This window comes from Anaerolineales bacterium (assembly GCA_015075725.1).
In the GTDB taxonomy this organism is placed as follows: Bacteria; Chloroflexota; Anaerolineae; order Anaerolineales; family Villigracilaceae; genus Villigracilis.
The window spans coordinates 3,420,430-3,439,291 of record JABTTV010000001.1 but is presented as its reverse complement, the minus strand read 5'-3'; the positions used below and the strand labels follow the sequence as shown (position 1 = coordinate 3,439,291).

25 protein-coding genes are annotated in these 18,862 nt (G+C 52.8%); 6 read left to right on the top strand and 19 right to left on the bottom strand.

What is annotated here, in order from left to right:
* Window positions 1-23: 23 nt before the first annotated feature.
* The 11 genes from HS100_16690 to HS100_16640 form a co-directional block, all read right to left on the bottom strand.
* Window positions 24-788 (bottom strand): hypothetical protein, encoded by a 765-nt coding sequence (locus tag HS100_16690; protein ID MBE7435555.1) that lies wholly within the window; start codon window positions 786-788, stop codon window positions 24-26.
* 29 nt (window positions 789-817) lie between these two features.
* Complete coding sequence (locus HS100_16685) at window positions 818-1,510, bottom strand: hypothetical protein (GenBank protein MBE7435554.1); 693 nt, start codon at window positions 1,508-1,510, stop codon at window positions 818-820.
* A complete protein-coding gene (locus HS100_16680) occupies window positions 1,483-1,878 on the bottom strand; it encodes a hypothetical protein (GenBank protein ID MBE7435553.1) in 396 nt (131 codons plus the stop codon). Before HS100_16680 ends, HS100_16685 begins: the two co-directional genes overlap by 28 nt.
* Before the next feature lie 8 nt (window positions 1,879-1,886).
* Window positions 1,887-2,264 carry a hypothetical protein gene (locus tag HS100_16675; protein ID MBE7435552.1) on the bottom strand — a complete coding sequence of 126 codons (378 nt, stop codon included), beginning with the start codon at window positions 2,262-2,264 and terminating at the stop codon, window positions 1,887-1,889.
* A gap of 9 nt (window positions 2,265-2,273) precedes the next feature.
* A complete protein-coding gene (radC, locus tag HS100_16670; GenBank protein ID MBE7435551.1) occupies window positions 2,274-2,924 on the bottom strand; it encodes a DNA repair protein RadC in 651 nt (216 codons plus the stop codon).
* Between the two features lie 132 nt (window positions 2,925-3,056).
* On the bottom strand, window positions 3,057-4,226 hold the full coding sequence (locus HS100_16665; protein MBE7435550.1) for a hypothetical protein: 1,170 nt from the start codon (window positions 4,224-4,226) through the stop codon (window positions 3,057-3,059).
* Window positions 4,223-4,393: a hypothetical protein gene (locus HS100_16660; protein ID MBE7435549.1), complete on the bottom strand. Its 171-nt coding sequence runs from the start codon at window positions 4,391-4,393 to the stop codon at window positions 4,223-4,225. The genes HS100_16665 and HS100_16660 overlap by 4 nt, the downstream gene beginning before the upstream one ends.
* A 58-nt stretch (window positions 4,394-4,451) precedes the next feature.
* The gene (gene ssb, locus HS100_16655; protein MBE7435548.1) at window positions 4,452-4,862 is read right to left on the bottom strand and encodes a single-stranded DNA-binding protein; all 411 of its coding nucleotides are present in this window, start codon (window positions 4,860-4,862) and stop codon (window positions 4,452-4,454) included.
* 33 nt (window positions 4,863-4,895) lie between these two features.
* Entirely contained in the window at window positions 4,896-5,036 is a 141-nt protein-coding gene (locus HS100_16650; protein ID MBE7435547.1) for a hypothetical protein, read from the bottom strand.
* A gap of 78 nt (window positions 5,037-5,114) precedes the next feature.
* Window positions 5,115-6,125 carry a toprim domain-containing protein gene (locus tag HS100_16645; GenBank protein MBE7435546.1) on the bottom strand — a complete coding sequence of 337 codons (1,011 nt, stop codon included), beginning with the start codon at window positions 6,123-6,125 and terminating at the stop codon, window positions 5,115-5,117.
* 219 nt (window positions 6,126-6,344) lie between these two features.
* On the bottom strand, window positions 6,345-6,575 hold the full coding sequence (locus tag HS100_16640; GenBank protein ID MBE7435545.1) for a hypothetical protein: 231 nt from the start codon (window positions 6,573-6,575) through the stop codon (window positions 6,345-6,347).
* A 773-nt stretch (window positions 6,576-7,348) separates the two neighbouring features.
* Here HS100_16640 and HS100_16635 point away from each other — a divergent pair.
* The 6 genes from HS100_16635 (at window position 7,349) to HS100_16610 (ending at window position 13,211) form a co-directional block, all read left to right on the top strand.
* Window positions 7,349-8,290 (top strand): hypothetical protein, encoded by a 942-nt coding sequence (locus HS100_16635; GenBank protein ID MBE7435544.1) that lies wholly within the window; start codon window positions 7,349-7,351, stop codon window positions 8,288-8,290.
* A 109-nt stretch (window positions 8,291-8,399) separates the two neighbouring features.
* Complete coding sequence (locus tag HS100_16630) at window positions 8,400-8,960, top strand: hypothetical protein (GenBank protein ID MBE7435543.1); 561 nt, start codon at window positions 8,400-8,402, stop codon at window positions 8,958-8,960.
* Between the two features lie 2 nt (window positions 8,961-8,962).
* Window positions 8,963-9,877: a hypothetical protein gene (locus HS100_16625; GenBank protein MBE7435542.1), complete on the top strand. Its 915-nt coding sequence runs from the start codon at window positions 8,963-8,965 to the stop codon at window positions 9,875-9,877.
* A 236-nt stretch (window positions 9,878-10,113) separates the two neighbouring features.
* Window positions 10,114-11,238 (top strand): ParA family protein, encoded by a 1,125-nt coding sequence (locus HS100_16620; protein ID MBE7435541.1) that lies wholly within the window; start codon window positions 10,114-10,116, stop codon window positions 11,236-11,238.
* Between the two features lie 3 nt (window positions 11,239-11,241).
* Window positions 11,242-12,690, top strand: coding sequence for a type II/IV secretion system ATPase subunit (locus HS100_16615; GenBank protein MBE7435540.1), 1,449 nt, complete (start codon window positions 11,242-11,244; stop codon window positions 12,688-12,690).
* Entirely contained in the window at window positions 12,690-13,211 is a 522-nt protein-coding gene (locus tag HS100_16610; GenBank protein ID MBE7435539.1) for a hypothetical protein, read from the top strand. Before HS100_16615 ends, HS100_16610 begins: the two co-directional genes overlap by 1 nt.
* Before the next feature lie 159 nt (window positions 13,212-13,370).
* On the opposite strand, the gene HS100_16605 is transcribed toward HS100_16610, so the two are convergent.
* The 8 genes from HS100_16605 to HS100_16570 are packed head-to-tail and all read right to left on the bottom strand — an operon-like array spanning window position 13,371 to window position 18,756.
* Window positions 13,371-14,075: a cytochrome c biogenesis protein CcdA gene (locus tag HS100_16605; protein MBE7435538.1), complete on the bottom strand. Its 705-nt coding sequence runs from the start codon at window positions 14,073-14,075 to the stop codon at window positions 13,371-13,373.
* Window position 14,076: 1 nt separating this feature from the next.
* A complete protein-coding gene (gene merB, locus HS100_16600; GenBank protein MBE7435537.1) occupies window positions 14,077-14,718 on the bottom strand; it encodes an organomercurial lyase MerB in 642 nt (213 codons plus the stop codon).
* Window positions 14,719-14,747: 29 nt separating this feature from the next.
* Window positions 14,748-15,335: a TlpA family protein disulfide reductase gene (locus HS100_16595; GenBank protein MBE7435536.1), complete on the bottom strand. Its 588-nt coding sequence runs from the start codon at window positions 15,333-15,335 to the stop codon at window positions 14,748-14,750.
* Window positions 15,332-16,027 (bottom strand): hypothetical protein, encoded by a 696-nt coding sequence (locus HS100_16590; protein ID MBE7435535.1) that lies wholly within the window; start codon window positions 16,025-16,027, stop codon window positions 15,332-15,334. The genes HS100_16595 and HS100_16590 overlap by 4 nt, the downstream gene beginning before the upstream one ends.
* Before the next feature lie 5 nt (window positions 16,028-16,032).
* On the bottom strand, window positions 16,033-16,338 hold the full coding sequence (locus HS100_16585) for a hypothetical protein (protein ID MBE7435534.1): 306 nt from the start codon (window positions 16,336-16,338) through the stop codon (window positions 16,033-16,035).
* A 6-nt stretch (window positions 16,339-16,344) separates the two neighbouring features.
* Window positions 16,345-16,863, bottom strand: a complete 519-nt coding sequence (locus HS100_16580; protein ID MBE7435533.1) for a copper chaperone Copz family protein — start codon at window positions 16,861-16,863, stop codon at window positions 16,345-16,347.
* Between the two features lie 30 nt (window positions 16,864-16,893).
* Entirely contained in the window at window positions 16,894-18,327 is a 1,434-nt protein-coding gene (gene merA / locus HS100_16575; GenBank protein ID MBE7435532.1) for a mercury(II) reductase, read from the bottom strand.
* Window positions 18,328-18,345: 18 nt separating this feature from the next.
* On the bottom strand, window positions 18,346-18,756 hold the full coding sequence (locus tag HS100_16570; GenBank protein MBE7435531.1) for a MerR family transcriptional regulator: 411 nt from the start codon (window positions 18,754-18,756) through the stop codon (window positions 18,346-18,348).
* Window positions 18,757-18,862 lie beyond the last annotated feature (106 nt).

The following is an 18,862-nucleotide window of genomic DNA, read 5'->3' as shown; positions in this document are numbered from 1 at the left end:
TCGCCCTCCAAATGTCTATTGATCTATTCGTCCCAGCCGCTGATGCTGTCTTCCATTGCGGCTTCCAGCCAACCGTCATCACCGAGACGGGAGGCATTCTCATACTGCTCCACCAATGGACCTTCATCGGGCTCAATTTCCGCCTCCTGGTATTCGTGATCGGGACGCAGGATGACATCTGCCGGGAAATCGCCTGCCTTCCAAATCTCCAGCGTGCGTGCGACTTCATAGCCGGGTTTGCAGAATTCCTGTGGGTCGAGTTCCGGTGAAACGATCACCACGTATTCATCGGAGTCGGAGGTGTAGTGCGCCAACATGTACGGTCCGATTTCGGAGAGAGCCGCCTGTTTGTATTCAAATGGCGGTATTGACACACCTGCTTCGCCAAACAACCAGGTGATCTTTTCCTTGAGCCATTCGATGTCGGCATCGCGGTTGAAGATCGTGCGGCGTTGGAAATCACGGGGGATGTCGGTCAGGTTGCAGAACTCATCCGACTTCTGGTCTGCCAGGGCATATGCGGAGGTTTCGATCTCCAGTCCGACAATGATGTCTTCCTCCCATTTCCAATGCACACTGCCGACATACTCACAGGGCTTGGAAAACGCGCCGGGATTCATCACGATGCCATCCCAGCCTTTGGGATGATCTTTGGGTGTACACCAGACCTGAAAGCCACCGCTACCCGCTTCGAAGATCGCGGCAGAATGGGGATTGGTGGTGATGTCGAGTTTGCGCGCCAGGTCAAGTACGGGTTTCATTTTTTGATGTTCAGAATGGTGGGACATGATTTGCTCCTTGTAGTTGTGATTTGGATTTATCCGCCGCGCGGACCATCGTATTCGTATTGATGATGAAATTCCTCGATCCCCTCAGACCAGCGGGCATGTCCACTGAAGCCGATACCGCCTTCAAAGTATTTCAACTCGAAGGTGTGATCGGGGAACATCGAAGCAAGTTTTTCGATTACGGGGATGGGTGGACTCCAGGCGGTATCGAATTCCAGGAAAGCCTGGATGGGTTCGGCATCCGGCAGGGGACTGCCGCACTGCTGGCAGGTCAGGATGACCATCGTTTCAGTCTTATGAACCGTCTGGCAGTAGGCGCACTTGGATGTCTTTCGGAGAGGCTTGGATGCGTCCGCGCGCGTGGTGAGATGGACATGACATGCGTTCCACTTCGTCGCCCAGTTCTCGCAGGTCCATTCATAGCCGCCTGAGTTGAAGCCATCCTTGATCCACGGCGTGCCGGGTTCCACACCATATTCCGCGCCGAGCGCTTCGAGTTTTTGTTTGCGTTCCGGGTCATCGTTTGCGATGGCGTTCAGTTTTTCCCGATACTCTTCCGCACGTTTATCCATATCGCGATACATCTGCGGATAGGGGATGATCGTGTTGAAGTCCAGGATGCGGACATCTTCATCCTCCCCGGATTGGGAACGGATGGTTTCGAGAATCTTGTTTACATCGGGACCGGTAATGGTCAGTTCGTTTTCATTCCAATTAGGCATGGGATTGCTCCTTGTGTTTGAAATAGTTCCTGCCGGTTGAAAACCGGCAGGGTGGGTATTGGTGAATATTCAGCTTGATCCTGCACATCGCATTCCAACGCAATGGTGAGTTCTTCAGTCGTCATGTTTTCCTCGACGATGAGCTGTTCCATGCGTGGGTCGGCGCGTGCCAGGCGTTCGGCATCAGCGGCTGTGCGGATGTCTGGATTTTTTCTTCCATAGCGTGCGAAGTAACCTGCCCCGACTTTGCTTTTGAAGGGTCCGATCACAGCCTTGTACAAATGTCCGTGAGTCTGTTTTGTGGGTGGCATGGCAGAGTGAAACAGGATCAGATCATCCTCTTCACGCTTGCCGAGATAGAATGGCATGTTCCCTCCTAACAATCCTGGATCAGTCCCAGCAGGATCAGTTGTTCCTTTTCTTCGACATGCAGGCGCAAGCTGGTCGCGATGAAACGACCGCTGATCTTGTCATCGCGCAGGAAGTCGAACGTGAAGGAGAAGGACGGACGCTGATCCAGCACCAGATGGTGATGCGCCATCCAGAGTGCATCATAGAGTTGCTGGTCGTGGTCATCCTCGTCATCCGCATGAATGGGCATCAAGGCATCGCTCAACGATTGGCTGATCTCCACCTTCTTGGTGAAACCAAGGCAGGCGGTTGCCCAGCCTGCATTCAACCAGGTGGTGTTCTTGAAGATGCTTTTTACAGTGGGTGCAACAGCAAAGGTGAGATTGAGAGTCAGTTGTTTCATCTCTGCCTCCTAGTTGAAGCCCAACCCGCGTTCCTTGAGGCTTACCCATTTGCCTTGACCGATCACAAGATGATCCAGCAGGTCAATGTCAAGCAATTTACCCGCCTGCACTATGGCGCGTGTGACCGCCACATCATCCGGCGAAGGCGTGGGGTCACCGGAGGGATGGTTATGAATCAAAATCAAGGCGGAGGCATGGCGGCTGATTGCGGCTTGAAAGACCTCGCCCACCCGTACCTGGGAGGAATTAACTGATCCCTGATATACCTCCACGATCTCCAATACACGGTTGCGACGGTCCAGCAGGATCGTTCTCAAATGCTCCTTTTCGAGCAGCGACATTTCAGCCTGAACTAATGCGGCGGCATCGGCTGGTGAGTTGATCGCCGTGCGTTCATCGCCCGGCATACTCAAACGCAACCCCAGATTGAGCGCCGCCTTGATGCGAATGGCGGTTGCCTGATTGATGCCTTTTACTTTGGCGAGTTCGGAGGGATGCGCCTGATACAAGCGGCGAATATCACCATCGAAACGCGCCAGCAGGGACTGCGAGAGTTCGATCTGTTTCTGCCCGCCGATCACCGCTGCCATGAGTTCGGTGATGTTGCAGGCATTTGCATTTTGAGTAATGCGGTATGCGGGTTGTTCGCGCAGGGGCATGGTTTTGAGGATGGGTTGTTCATAGGTGGACGGGGATTGGAGCAACAGGGAATGGTTGTCGTTCATGGGACTCCTTGGGAAATGAAAGACGGTGGCGCGTGGCGCCACCGTCTGTGTGGAAAAGGTTTGCCGTTATGCCATTGCCATTTCGGGCAGAGAGATGGTGATGGCTTCATCCTCCGGGAAGGGATCGCGGCTTGCCTCCACCATCATCGGCATGATGACCGCTGTGAAACTCCCGGCCTCGATCAGGATCGGTTTCGTGTTATTCGTGATGCGCATGACCAGTTCGCCCTTGCAGGCTTCCGCCGCGCGTTTCAGGAAAGCAGCGGACAACCAGGCTTGGGCGTTCTCACCGCTGGCAGTCCCTTCCAGAATGTTGCGACCCTGTCCGGTTTCGGTTTCCGCTGACGCGATCTTTGCAACGCCGTTCACGGCTTTGAGGAAGGTGCTTTGCGTGCCCATCGCATTCACCATGCGGATGGATTGCATCAGGCTGGCTTGCTGGATTTGAAGCGTGGCAACCGCGTTCTGTCGTGCCTCCTCGATCAGAGTCTTGATCTGCGCCGATGGGAAATTGCCGTCTGCCGTGACGGTCGCCAGGGTCAGGTCTTTGGAGTCATCGGCATTGGTGATCCGGAAGATGTAGCGGTTCTCACCCGCCGTGCCCATGCGCACGGTGTCGCGGTCCTCAACCAGTGTGGACAGCAGTCGTGCGCTGCTCAACGGGAGCGATACGGAGGTTGGTTCAGTGGGTCCCTCAATGTTCTCCAACACAAGTCCTGCCGAATATCCATCAGCGGTCTGCGCCATCACCGTGTCGGAGTCCAGGATCAGGTGAATGACTTGTAATACGGCGCGTGAGTCATCCGTGGAGGCAAAGGGCAGGGCGCGCATCAAACTGCGGAAGATGGTTCCGGAGAACGTGGCAACCGTTTGAATACTTTCCTCACCGATCACCGGCAGGGGTTCATCCACAATGCGCAGGCTGGTGCGGTTGGAGGTTCCCTGCTGGATGACCAGCGCAGTCCCATCCACATGCAGGCGGATCTGCCCTGCCAGAGTCTCCACCACGGCTTTCAAGGTGGCGGCATCCACACAGACGGAAAGATCTTCACTGCAATCCACATTCACGGTGGAGCGCGCGGCGGTCTCGCCGTTGAAGCAGGACAGGTGCAGGATGCCATCGGTATTCACATCCAGCCGCACGAGGGAGAAGGCGGTCATCAGGGTGCTTTTCGTGCTGGCGCGGGTCACGGCATTCAAGGCCGAGTGAAGCAGATCTTGTTGAAGGGTGATCATGAGTTGGATTCTCCTTTTTGTTGTTCCAGATACTCCTGCAGGATCAGGACATCCAGATAAATATAGTTCGTGCGTTCCTCAGGCGAGGCGCTATCAAAGTGGGCTTGTTCGTCCTGCGCGAGATAATCCAGGACTCTTGTTAGCGAACGGATTTGTTCAGCGTTCATTGAGTGATCTCCAAAAACGAGAGGCAGTCCTGATGGACTGCCTCTCGTGATGTGTGGGCTAATACGGAATATCATCCTCAGCAGGATCAACCTGCGCGACAGCAAGTTCGTTGTTCTTGTTGTCCAGGAAATGAATCTCCAGGACTTTGAGTTCATAATCCGCCGCAGCCGTGCCGTCCTGACGAACCCAGATGCGCGGGCGACCCGTGGCTTTATCCGGCGTCAGCCTGCCTTCGACCAGGACCTTGCTGCCTTTTTTCAGATACTGGTTGCAGACCTCGCCCAACTTGCCCCAGGCAGTACAGCGGAACCAGGTGGTGACCTTGACCGTCTCGCCCTTCTCGTTGTTGTACTGGTCATTCGTGGCGACATTGAAAGTGGTCACGGCGGTGCCTGCCGGGGTGTAGCGCATTTCCGGTTCACCACCGAGGTGACCGACGAACACGGATTTGTTGTATTGCTTTGACATGAGAGTCTCCTTGTTTGATTTTGTTTTTTGAAATTACTTGCAGATGTCGCGCAGGCGCTGGTCCATTTCATACTCGCCGGAACCAACGTATTGGATGAAACGGACAATGAACCAGACCGCCCAGATCAGGAACAGGGTGGTGATGATGGAAGCGAAGATGGTGAGAACAGACATTTTGTTTTCTCCTTGGAAATGAAAATCGGGGAGCGATGCAAGATCGCTCCCCGATTCAGGGAAGGGTTGGATTTGAATTTACAGAATGGACGGCCACCATCCGCTCAGGATGGCTTCGTCCGGGTCAAGTTGGTCGGGAGGTCGCAGGGTGCGCACTTTTGCGCCGCCATGTCGGATGGATGCCGACACACTTTGCGCCCATTCGACGCCGGCTTTGTCCGGGTCGCGCAGCAACAGGTACTCGTACTGCGGATGTTCGCGCAACCACTGGTGCATTTTTGCGCTCGGACTGGCGCCATTGGTGTAGACCGCGACCGTGTCGGCTTCGCGTCCCAGTTGATGAATCTTCTGGGAGGTGATGAGCATGTCGAACAAGCCTTCCAGCACGATCAACGTGCGCGTGGCGGGAGTGATGCGCCAGCTTCCGAGCGGTTGCACGCGATTGCCCCAGGTCTTGTGATTCTTCAGTGGCGCAAAGTTGCGTGTGCCTTTGGGCAGTTGTTCTTCCGGGATGTAGCGCACGTTCATCACGGCTGGGTGTGTCGGCGGATCGGCATACACCACACCGCCCGCCCACAACCAGATCCCGTCCCGGCGCACCATCATCGATTGTCGTGCCGCATCGAGGATCTCACGATGAACCCGTGGGGCAGGGATGCCATACCCGAGCCCATAGACCAATGCCGTATAAGGTGTCACGCCGCGCCCTGCCAGATAGTCCCAGGCAGGCGAACGTTGGACGATGGAACGCGCTTCCGACACGGCTTCATCGAGCAGTTGCACCTGTGTCGGCGGGCGTTTGGGGCGTGTCGGTGTGGTCGCCGATACACTTGGTTTCCAGTTAGCATCCCCTTGTGGGACCTGACCTAACTTTTTTTGTAATGACTTCAACGAACCGCCACTGGCTCCACAGCGCAGGCACTTCCAGTAGCCGTTGACAAGATTGACACCGAAATTGGGTTGACCACCCTCCCCTTCCCGGCTCGCGTCGTTATGGAAGGGACACCAGAAGATGGCCCAATTGCGATGATCCTCCACACGAACCGCCGTTCCCAAAATTTCTTCGGCGGCGGACAGGATGTTTTCCATGTGCTTTTCTGCGACCTCCTTTTCGTCTGACTATTTGCCGATACAGTGTGCGATGGCAGCCATGAGGACCGTGAGCCAGTGATGAGGCTGGCTGGCGGCGATGGCGACCAGAATGAGAAGCATTGCGAAGGTTCTCATGATCTATCTCCTTGTTTGGATGGATTAAATAGTCCCAGGGAGAAGGCATGATCACGCATCCGCGCAGTCCGGTGTGTCGGCTCATTCCACCTCCACGCTGGCCCAACTGGGCGCAGTGGTATACACGGCTGCATCTTCGTGCAGCAGTGTAACGTCGGCGGTATACAGGTAGTCCCCTTGCTGTCGTCCGGCGGAGGCGGCGACGTTGATCGCCTTGCCATTTACGATCACCATACGTTCATTGGCTGGGAGCGGAAAAGGCGCGTAAATCTTGACGGTTTTTACGGTTGTGATATGATCGGGCTTGTACATTGTTACACCTTGAAACCGTCCAGCGCCAACTGGGCGGTTTCACTTTTTATCTGCCGGGCCTCTCACCCCGGCGAGTCCTCGCTGTCAAACACAAACGGGCGTTGGCATGGGAATTCCATGCACAACGCCCGTTTGTGTTGAGGGGAGTATTCAGTTTTGGGGTTGGTTCGATCAGCCTCCTATGAGGGTTTCCAGGGAATGTTTTTCACCGACACACCCATGAAAATCATGCAGTGTGTCGGTTCCGACATTGGGCTTGTTGGGGAAGATTGAACCTGTTCCGATGGGTTCCCATTTTCCAAGCATTCGAGATTCCTTTCGGTGGGTTCATACGAATTTCACAACAAGCCTGTTTCGTACATGGGGAAAGTGGAGGATACGGATGGATTGGTTTGGGGATGGTAAATTTGGGCTCCTTTCGTTGAATGGATGGTGGGGATTGGATACAACAGCAGAAGCCCGGCGGTTTGCCAGGCTTCTTGAAGAGAGGGATGGATTGTGGAAAATAGGAACAGTGTGGATTATATGGAGTTTGAGAAAACTGTCAAAGTACGTAGGCGGCAGATATTCCTCTTGCATATCATTATGCGACCTGTAAAAACGCCCCTATTCCCTACGGGTGAACTTGTGTGTGGGGACCGGGAAATGCAGCCACAGGATGCCATCGGACACATCAATAATCCCCTTTCCGGGGATTATTCAGAGGCGACACGTTCCTCATACCCCCTGACAGCCTTTCGTATCATCGCGCAAAAAACGAAAAAGGATACGAAATGGACATCAAACAAGAATGGAAAAAACGCTTTACATGGATTGCGCTTCTGGTTTTGACGCCGGCAGTTTTATTCGCTGGACTTAACTTTCAGCAGTTGTATTTCGCCTGGACAGTCCGGAGCGAAACCCAGCGGCTTGCGAAGCTGGCGGGAGATGCACCGGATGATTTTGAAAATCCTGTGCCACTCACGGAGGATTTCGAGGAGGGTCTTTCCACGGCATTTTGGGATTTCACGATCATCAATGGCGCCGGTCAGGTCTCCAATGAAACCGCCTGGCACGCAGCGGAAATGGAGATCGATCATCAACTCACCCTCCGACATGTCCAGGACTCGGAATTCGAGACGGAAAGCGCGGACTGGCACGAACCCTCCAGCGAGCAATACAACAACGTCACGTTGATCGGCGGCAGTGGCTTCCAGCCCACATCATCGAGCGACGTGATCGTGGAATTCAAAAGCCGGGTGGATGAGAATTTTTATGGAACGGCAGGTGTCATTCTACAGCCGGCCGGAACACTTCAGGCAGATGGAATGTTTGCCCTGCCATTCGATATGTTCGGTTTCTCTGTGATCGGCAGCGAGTCCACAGTCAACGGGATCAATGGTCCGATTTGTTATCTGGCGTTGAATTGGGCACCCGTCGAGGTCCAAGCCTTGAATGTGGACCCGGAAGTATGGCACACCTATCAAATCCGCCTGCATCAAGTCAGCCGGATCAAATGGATGGGAACCGTGTCGGTGGACGGGTCGGAACTGTGTCGGCTGATGATGCCGGCGTTTGGACCGCTGGAGATCCAGGTCTGGAGCGATAATTATCTGGTGAGCACCCAGCCGCAGCGATGGTGGCAGATCGCACCGATCCTTGAGTTGGGTTTCCAGGTGGGTGGGAACAAGGAGTTTCATCTGGATGACATCCGTATCTTTGAGGAAGTGAAGTAAAAATCACGTAATGAAAAATACGCCCGGTCGTGAACCGGGCGTATTTTTTTGAAAACAATAAGCGACACATGCAAACCACCTTGTCCTCCTGAAAAGTATAGTCACGCCCATGAGTGAGTCGTACCAGTCCAAACAGGAACGCCGGCAACGGTTGTTGGAGTCAATGCCCGAGGGACTTCGTCCGCACGTTTCCGTGCGCAACATCGAAGCTGTGGTAGCGCTTTCCCCGCTGGCGCAGACTCGTTTGCTGGAAGCCGTTCAAGCCGGGCTTAAACGTTTGCCGCGTGCCATTGAACAATTACGCGCCAACCCGGAGACTTCTGTTGCCGACCTGCTTGATCCTCCTGCACAATCTGAAACAGAACTGCCTGCACCGACCGACTCTTCATCCATTGGACAGGATGTGGCGGACCTGATCCAGGAATGTTTTCCAGACATGCCGCGTGTGTCGGCGGAAGCGCTGGCAGATGCGGACGTGATGCAGGTCGTGCGCTCCGTGGCAGAGACCCATCAGCAGGTCTTCAAGTCCAATCACATCAAGACGGATTTCGTCATGCTGACTTTGTATGGATTGATGCGCCAGACACTCGAACGACTCGAAGAGATGATTGAAGAAACCCCTGCCCTGCGGCAGGCATTTGAAAAAAACAATGAATGGAGAAAAGAATAAACATGTTAAAACGTATTGCTTCGACCGGTGTGAACCTGGTGGTGTTGGGCGTGTCAGTTGGAATTTTTTTGGTGGCGTTCATCGCCCTCAACGCCCTCGGTGCGGCGCAGAAGCCGCCCACCATTTCTGTGTTGTCCGCCACGCGTGACTTGAATATTGGTGACGTCATTATGGCAAATGACCTGGCGGTCAAGACCGTCTTTCAGGATGACAACGCCAGTCTGTATATCCCCGGTGAGGAAGTGACTGGTGTAATCGGCGGCATTGTCGCCCAACCCATTGGAAGCGGACAGCCGGTCTTTCGCAACGCCATCGTAGCGCCAGCAGCAGAAGGTACGCGCCTGTCGGCTGTGCTGGCTCAATTCCCTGGACACAGTTTATTCCCTCTGCCATTGGACGCGATGAATTTGGTATCGCCCGATGCAGAAGCCTTCCTGCCCGGAGACCTGATCGGCGTGACTGTGGTGATCAGCACCCGACCGCAGCAGATGAGCACACCGACCCCGATGCCGGAATTGGTCATTGATCCTGGGTATATTGAACCGACCGCCCAGCCCTCCCCGCTTGAATTGGAGCAGGCAGATGCGATGAACCGCACGTTCCCACCGCTTGCCAAGGATTTGTTCCCAATGGGTGTACGTGTGATCGCGATACAAGGCTTGCCGGCACAGACTGACTCTACTGAGAATAGCGATGGTGGTTCCTCCTTCACACTTGAAGATACGCAGAAGATGCTGATTCTGCTCGTCCCAAATGAGAGCCGTGAAGTGTTGTCGCTTGCCTTGCAGCAGGGAGATCGTTTGGTGGTCTCGCTCATGGCACGAGGGGATGAAATACCCTCTGCCGGCTTTACCTATTGGGATTTCGAAGACTTGTTCAAGCAGGATCGTGAAGAAATCCTGGGAGGAGGGCAGTAATGCAAGTTTTGTTACTCGGTGCGGGAACCGTGACATCCCGCTTGAACATGCAGCTTGCGGAACAAGGTCATTCTGTTATCGCTCAGATCGCGGCGTTCACGCCGCAACACATTGACCTGTTCGACTTCCGCGCGTTGGTAGTGGTATCGCCAGAGTCATCGGTATCCCCGGAGAGTCTGGTCAAGGCAGCCGAGCGGGGCAAGTTGATCTTTGTCATCGCGGGTGTCGGCGATGGCATGGCATCCTGGGCGAATGGCGTAGGTGTGCCATCCATTGCATATCCGCCCTCGGATGTGGACATCAATAAGTTGTATGAAGAGATGCGCCGTGCAGATGCTGGCAATCTCGCAGCGGACGACCAGTATCGCAGAGCGGTGCTGGGCAGTGATATGTCGGCACGCATTCAATCGGGCATGGCAGTGAGGAAGATCGCGATTACTTCTCCTAAAGGTGGAACGGGCAAGACGACTGTAGCAGTAAATTTGGCAGTGGCGCTTGCGTTATCTGGTATCACAACATACTTGGTGGACGCCGATGGCAATGCTGGCGCACTGCAATACCACATGCGCATGGAACGGGTGAATACCACCATGATCGGACTCTTGCGCCGTGAGATCGCCAAAGCCAACAAAGGCGTGATGGGTGATGTCGCATCAGGGGCAGCCTATCTCAATGCCTTTACCCCCTTGGAGAATTTACCGACCTTGCGAGTCCTGCCAGGTCTTATCACTGATGATCTGGGCGACGAAGTCTTGCAACAGGAAGCCAGAGTCGCCGAAGTAATCCAAGGCTTGTATGAAGCAGGTGTCGCCGCAGGCGGTGTGGTCATCATGGATGTCGGCATCAATCCTGCACATGTGGTGCATCGTGCCGCCTTGAAAGCCGCCGAAGGGATTGCAATTGTGATCAAACCCGAAATTCCTGATCTTGCTGAGACCCGCAGATGGATCGCACGCATGATCAATTCATTGGCAAGTGTAGTCGGCAAAGGTAGCGCTCATGAATTCGTCGGCAGCCGCGTCAAACTCTGCTACAACCAGGTCGTGGGTGATGGTTTTAAGGCGGCACATAAGATGTTACAGCAAGCTTTGAGTGAAGACAAGATTGAATTGGCTTTGATTCCGAACGGCATCATCCCGATAGTCGATCCACGCCTGGCAGCCCAAGCCGTGAACTCTGATCGACGGGAGGACATCCTGATCTGGCGCTACAAAAAGGAGAAGTTGGAGGAACTCGGACCGTTCGCGGATTCATTGCTCGGCTTTGCCTCCCACTTTGTCCCCGCTGTGCGTGAAGGCGCTTCACGGATTGGATTGCTTCCCAGCCCGACGAAAAAACGCGGCTGGTTCGGGAAGGGCTAAGCCATGTTTGACATTACCGGCAAAACCCTGAAGCCTGTTTCGGAAGCGCGTTCCTCGGATGAGATGGAACGCTGGTGGAATCTCCTTGCTGAGGAAGGACGTGCAAAGAAAGCGATTGAGTCTTTGCAGAAAAGCATGACTTCCACGGAAATCGAAGCTCTGGCTCGTCAGGTCTTTGAAGAAATAAGTGTTCGTGCGGTGGATGCAGGCGTCTCCTTGCCCAAGGAATACATCCTGCGTTTGATCGGTGAACTCTCCGGCATGGGACCTTTACTGGAACTGATCGCTCGTTCGGATATCGAAGACATCGCTATCAACCTCGGACATATCTATGTGTACACGACCACGAACGGCTGGGAACATGCCGGTCCTGCGCCGGATGGAATTGGCGATGCGCTGAGAGTCATGATCGACCGCGCTGGACAACGCGCGCCGACACCGGATTACCCGATTGCGGATGCGATGTTGCAGGTTATGGTTCCGCTTGTGGATGGAACCGTGCGGAGGAAAGGCGTGCGTATCAACTATGTCATGCCACCTGCCTCGCCTTACGGTGACACCATTACGTTGCGTGTTTCGAATTATCGAACAGCATCTGATCTCACACAAGGAAGCCTTGCTTTACTTTGTCAAAACAGACTACCACCTGTCCCACGTCCGAAGTTCGATCCGAAGGATTTCCCGCGTGGCAATGGCATTCTCACACCGGAAGCCGCGAATTATTTGTTGAGTGTCATGGTGCATGGCGGTACGTTGGTCATCGCCGGCACGACCGGTTCGGGCAAGACCTTTGTGGGGCAAAGAATTCTGCAGGAGATGCTGGACTACTACCCCCGTGGTGCGATCCGTTTGTTTATCGTGGAAGACAGTAATGAAATTATCCTCAATGGTTGGAACGGGGATGGCAAGGCAGATACAGGCAACATCATCTACACCGTAACCCGTCCCGAGATTCGTGGCGGTCCGCCGCCCGTCACCATGTATGATCTCATTCGTTCGGCATTACGTTCGCGTCCGCATGGAGTGGTGATCGGTGAAGCACGTGGAGCAGAAGCCTGGGAGTTGATCCGTGCCGCAGCCACAGGTCATGGACATAGCGCATTTACCATCCATGCCACCAGTGCTGAACATGTCTGGCCGCGCTTTTTGCAGGTGGTGCAGGCGCATCCGGATGCGGCACGCATGTCTGAGATCCAGATCGCGCAGTCCTTTGCGGAAGCGGTGACCGCAGCGGTATATATCGAGCGCAATCATCAGCATGGACAAATTGTGCGTGAGATCGTGGAAGTGTCCACGATTGTAGAACGCACCGCTGCACGTCCTTCGTTTTCGCCGTTGTTCAAGTATGAAGCCGGTAAAGGGTTGATGCCCACCGGCAACCGTCCCATGCGACCGGGCTTTCGTGCCAATGACTTGAACATTCCTGAGTCCATTTTCAAGGCAGGGTTGTAATGGCAGAGCAAACTATTGGTTCGACGAGAACCTTTGTTTTGGCAAAGGGCTTTACACAGGTCGGCAACCACGCGGCTTTGATCGGAGAGGATGATACACACCGATTATTTGCCGAAGTCTATGCCGACCCGGATCGCCCCGAGGTACGACCGCAGGAGGCGTACAAGGCGATCTTGTCTTCTATGCAGCCGGGCTGGACACTGCGCGTTCTGCAGTTGTTCTGGCCAGACCCCGAGCCGAGGCTGGAGTTCCAGAAGCAGGTTCAACGATGGGGGCGACCTGAGGCGGAAGGTCTGGATATCCTGCATCAGGGCTTATCCCTTGCCGTGCAGGAATATCCGCTGCCCTTTGTGCGGCGAACTGTATTGGAATTTGTATTACCAGGTGATGAGGGAATTGCCTGGTGGGAGGGACTTGTGGGATTGTGTGCCGGCTTTGGGTTACGAATTCGGTATCTGGATCAAGCAGAAATCGAAGGGTTGACCCGCTGGATATTAAATCCAAACCTGGTATACAAATAAGCTTCTAATTTTGATTAATTTGAAGAAGCCATTAATGAGATTGATATCCTTGTGCAGAACACCGTAACGGACGTTTTGGAACTCGCGGATGGCGGTGAGAGTACCGGGTGAAAAATTGAACGAACTGGCATTTGAACACGTGAAGTAAAGTGTTGGTGGCTAAAGTCTACTCAAAATGAGAGGGAGATACAGACTTTTCCATACAAGATACACCCCAGCCACAATGAGCATGACCGCGCTAAGGCGATACACATACGGCAGGAGTTTGCGATACCACTGCGCAATTGCGCCTTTTAGCAAGGCTGCGCCAAGCGCAACGCCCATCAGGATAACTGTGATGCCCAAAGCATATCCGCCGAACATAATTACACCTGAAAGAAAGCCAGAAACTGTAAGGCTTGCGCCAACAATGGATATGAATACAGGTAAAGTACAACTTAATGAAGCCAATCCGTAGCCAACCCCAAACATGAACGCTGATTTTGGATTCCTTGTGCGGGATGGGTTGATTTGAGGCAGGGACAGGGAGAACGGAAATGGTTTGCCAGCCAAAAGCCATAAACCGAGAATAATCAACGCAACACCTGTTATCAATGAACCGAAAGGCAGGTAGCGCACGATAAATCTTAACCCGATTGACAGGATTACAGCCACTGTGCTAAAGACCAGCAAAAAGCCGCCCGAAACCAGCAAGCCAAGAGTCAACCCTTCGGCGGCGCGGGCGGCAAAACTCCGTTGTTCGTACTCGGCTTCGCGTGAACCAAGATAGAATGATATGAAAGTGGGCAACATCGCCCAGGCGCAGGGATTGAACGTCGCCAGCACGCCCGCTGAAAAAGCAAAAGCAAAATTCAAGGTTTCCATTTTAGAAGCCAGCCTCCTTGATTACAAAGATAGATTCCGCCAGCCGCCGACCGAGTTGATACGCTTCTTTCACGGGCAGGGTCATTGCGCCTGGATGTTTACTTAACCATGCGGAAGCCGCTTCGTTTGAACTGAAAAAATTCACGTAGTCGCAAAATGAACGTCGGATGTCGGCTGAAGCGCCTGGAGCCACCAAGGAAACGACCGCTTCGGCTGGCTCAACTTGCTCAACACCGTTCGGTGTTACCTTTACTCGCACGGGAATGTTTGTGGTAACACACGGCGACTCAACCTGGACTGTCTGCTTAAGTAGCCCTGGGAACATCAACGCATCCAACGCGCACCAGGTAAACATCGTTCGGTCGTTGATCGTGAAACGGTGCGGCGTTGGACGAAGCGTCAAGCCTGCGCCGACAACATTTCCATCTTCATCAAGCTCGATGCTGGGCATTTGGCGCAGGGTGGTTTCGATCTCTTCGATGGAGCGTTCCAACGCTCCCGCAATACGCGCAGGGGATACAGCCTGTCCCTCTGCCAGGAGCAGGATCAAGCGGTGAAACAGGGCATAACCTTCCGCGTTGCTGTTTTCGCGGAAACTGGCATCCAGCAACGCCGTCAGTTCTTCAATCTCATGGTTTTTCATTGTGTTACCTTTCTTTGGTCGTATAGTGTTCATGGCAGGAGTTTTTCCAATTCGCCCTTGAGGGCGGCATGCGTGGTTGGGACCTGATCTCGATAGACGATGATGCCTTTCGCATCCAAAATGAGTGTGGTATCCAGAGCGTTTACTTGGTATGAAGAAGCCACTTTGAAATCGGAATCAAATGCCCACGTATACGCTCCATTGTCGGCGGCTTGCTTGAACTGCTCCAGACTTTCCGCTGTGCTGGATGCGTCAACATCCAGCGCGATAACGTTGATCTGATCGTCATATTCATTTTTCAGTTGCGCCAAAGCGCGCGCCTCTGGAAGGCAGGTGCCGCACCAATACGCCATAAACAGGATAATGGTAGGTTTGCCCCGATTCTCGCTGAGTACGAAGAGCTCGCCTTCCTCCAGTGTCAGCACGCTAAAATCAGGGGCGATGTCACCAATGCCAACTCCAGATTGAGGCGGTTTGGAATCGGTCTGGAGCGGCGAACGGGATAGGACAAATATCATTGCCACTCCAACAATCAAGAGCAGGGGTATACCCCATCGAAGCAGGGTTGACGATGCTTTGTTTTTCCCCGCGCGTTTTTGTGAAGATTTTGTTTTCATTTTTGTTCCTCATTGGAAGCCAGCGTAAAGAGATGACGGATAACCTCTGGCGGGGGCGGGACATCGCTGTGAAAGACCAGTTTTCCAGAGGGGTCAATCACCAGAAACGTGCCCAACCCGTAAACATCGTAACCCTCGAGGAACGTGGGTGTATCCAAGACAGCCCAGCGATAATTCGGCTGTTTGATTGTTTCTGCGTAACTTTGCCAATACTCGGGCAGATCTGGAATATAGATGTCTAAAACGAGAACATTCATGCTGTGTGGATTTTCAGGCTTAGCCTCTTCGGTGAGCAAGTACAAACTATATACGCACTCTCCACAGCCAAAGGAAGTCGGCAAAACCAGCAAGTATTTCCCCAATTCCTTTGAAAGGACAAACGTACCGCCTCCCAACAGCCGCGCAGTAAAATCTGCGGCGGGCTGACCAGTTGCCCGATTTCCAGGCATCTGATCGAAACTTGTGATTCCTTCCAAAGAGATTTCATTACCACCAAACGAATCAAGCGGAGCAATGGACAAGGTTGCCTGCGGCGTTGGCAGAGGGGTCGGAGTTTCGATCACGGATACGGTTTGAGTGGGAGGCATATCCGTTGCAGATAGTGGCTCCACTGTTGGTGTTGGCAATGCTGATTCAGGTGAACCACATGCCGCAAGAAACATCAACAGAAACGGAATGAACAAGCGTTTCATACCGTTTATTTATTCTTTGCTGTGGATACGGAAGAAATCGAACGATTTGGGCGCGGCTCGCAAACTTCGCCAGCCTTTTCATCTGGCGATCCCATCCACACAAAGCCCAAAGCCAGACTGAGGAGGAAGATACCCGTCAAAATCCCATATACCCAGCCGCTATGTTGCGTGATCCATACCGCCGCAGGCGTGCCCGCTAAGAAAACGAGAAAGAGCGGCATAGTGATGGGTAAATGACATGGACAACTGACGAACGCAACAACGTACATAACTCCACTGCGAATTTTTTGCCAGAACATGATTAACTCCATTTATCTCTAAACTGTTGCAACAACCAACTTTTCTGCCTGTTTGATTACGCCGCGCACATTCCCCAAACAGCATGAGCCTTGCGGGTTTCGCCAATCGCAGGCGCATTGCCCTGCCTTGATACCTGCGTTGATGTCGTCCAAAATGGCTGCTTGACTTTCAGACGAAGCGGTGCGAACTTCGCCGACGGTATGTCGAAAGCAATAGCAAACGAAAGTGTCATCCATATCAGGCTCTTTTTGGTAAACACGCTCCCGAACTTCATCCCTGCCGAACGTTTGCAGACCATCGTTTGAAAAATATACGGTGGGACAATTGCGGTTTTGGCAGAAAAAATACGGAACATCTTTGATCTGATTGAGGGAAACGGACAACATGGATTTCACCGTCGCCGTATCTACAGGTTTTCCCTTCTGCCCGCAGGTGGGACAGGCATTTTTGGCGCGTAGGGGGATCTGCGCGTTCTCTTCTGGGATTTCAATCAAGAACCCTTTTTCGTCAACAGGCAATGAACAACAACTTGACATTTCATACTCCTTTCAAAACACAGATGCAATTTACTCTGCGCAACAAGACAACTTGGCAGGGTCTTTGAAATACGAAATTGCCGCGATCTTCAACGCCTCCGCCATTGTCGGGTAGACATGGATCATGTCAATATAATCTTCAAGTTTGGCGCGGAATCTCAAAGCCATTGCCGCCTCATGGATTACCTCTCCCGCATTAGGCATGACCAATGAGACGCCTACTACTTCCTGCGTTTCTCTATTAATCACCATTTTCGCAATGCCGTTGGTTTGATGAGTCGCGCCTGCGCGGGGAACGAGTTCCAGCGGAATCGTACCGCACCAGCAACGAATGCCTGACCCAACCGCTTCTTCATCGGTCTGCCCAACGACTGCCACCTGTGGGTCTGTAAAAATCGTGCGGGGAATCACGCGATGGTCAACCTTCTGATGCGCACCTGCGAGCGCATTCTTGGCAACAATCACGCCATCATGCGCGCCAACAGGCGTGGCTGGCTGGCTTTCTGTTTGACGACCAATCACATCCCCCGCCGCCCAAATGTTGGAAATATTGGTTTGCAATTCGTCATTGACTTTCACGAAACCATGTTCATCGAGTTGAACACCGACCTTATCCAGACCTGCATTATCGGTGTTTGGCTCTCTGCCTGTGGCAACCAGGAGTTTCTGAGCTTTGAAAGGTTGTTCTTTGCCGCCAAGATTCGCAACTACTTCAATTTCCTTGCTTGATTTATTTGAGACGCGCACAACCTGCGCGCCCGTCACAATCTGGAGACCTTCTTCTCGCAGGGCAAACGTCAAAGCCTCGGAAACTTCTGGCTCGTAGTTGGGAAGGATGACTTGATTGCGTTCCAGAATTGTTAACCGTGTGCCAAAGCGATGAAACATTTGCCCTAACTCAAGCGCGATGTAACCACCGCCAATAATTACCATAGACTCGGGAAGTTCCTTTAATTCCTGTCCTTCGTCTGATGTCAAAAGGTCAGAAGTTAAATATGGAACATGGTCAAGACCCTCAATCTGAGGGATCGTTGGGCGTGTGCCTGTGGCAATCAGTATTTGGTCGCCGCTGACTTTCTGCCCGCCAACGAGAACAGTGTGCTTGTCGATCAATTCTGCCAGACCGTTAAAGACTTTGATTTTGTCCTCTTCATACACGAGGGATTGATATTTCTTATCGCGATAAGCATGAACGACATCCTGTTTTTGAGAAATCAATTCCCCGAAATCGAGTTTCATCTTTGCGGGTTTGAGACCTTTGTAACGCGGATGGGAAGATTCCCAAACAATACGCGCGGCTTCAATCAGGTTCTTGCTGGGCAGACAACCGCGATTGACACATGTGCCGCCCAACGTCCGCATTTCGGTCATGGCGGCAGTCTTGCCGAGTTCAGCCGCGCGTAATGCCGCCGCAAATGCGGTTGAACCAGAACCTAAAATTAACAAGTCAAAATGATTTTCCATGAAATTCTCCTTGTGGTTTCAATTGTTTTTTCGTTCTTTCACAAGATGGCAAATGCAATTTTTACCGTCTACGTCATCAGTCGGGAATGTCAAGCCGAGTTTATAAAGTTTCCGTAAATCTTTTTCCATTTGCTGTAATAGCACAATTCGCTCGTTAATTTGTTCTGCTTTGTGTTTGATCTGATTCAACATGGTTCGGCACGGAGCCTCTCTTTGATCTTGCATAGCCAGCAATTCCGAAATCTCATCCAACGAAAGTTCAAGGGAGCGCGCTCCCGCCACAAAACGAGCGCGCTCCAAATCTTGTTCGCTGTATTCACGGTAGCCATTCGGCGCACGTTGCGGAGAACGCAATATGCCAATCGATTCATAGTAACGAATTGTTTTGGCAGATAGACCAGTTTGTTGAGAAAACTCTTGTATTTTCATGGAATTACTCCTGTTTAATATACACCTTCCAGTTACTGGAATGTCAAGGATGGATTTTCAATCAATCATGGCATTTTTCTGCCGACACGAACAGACCACCCGTCTA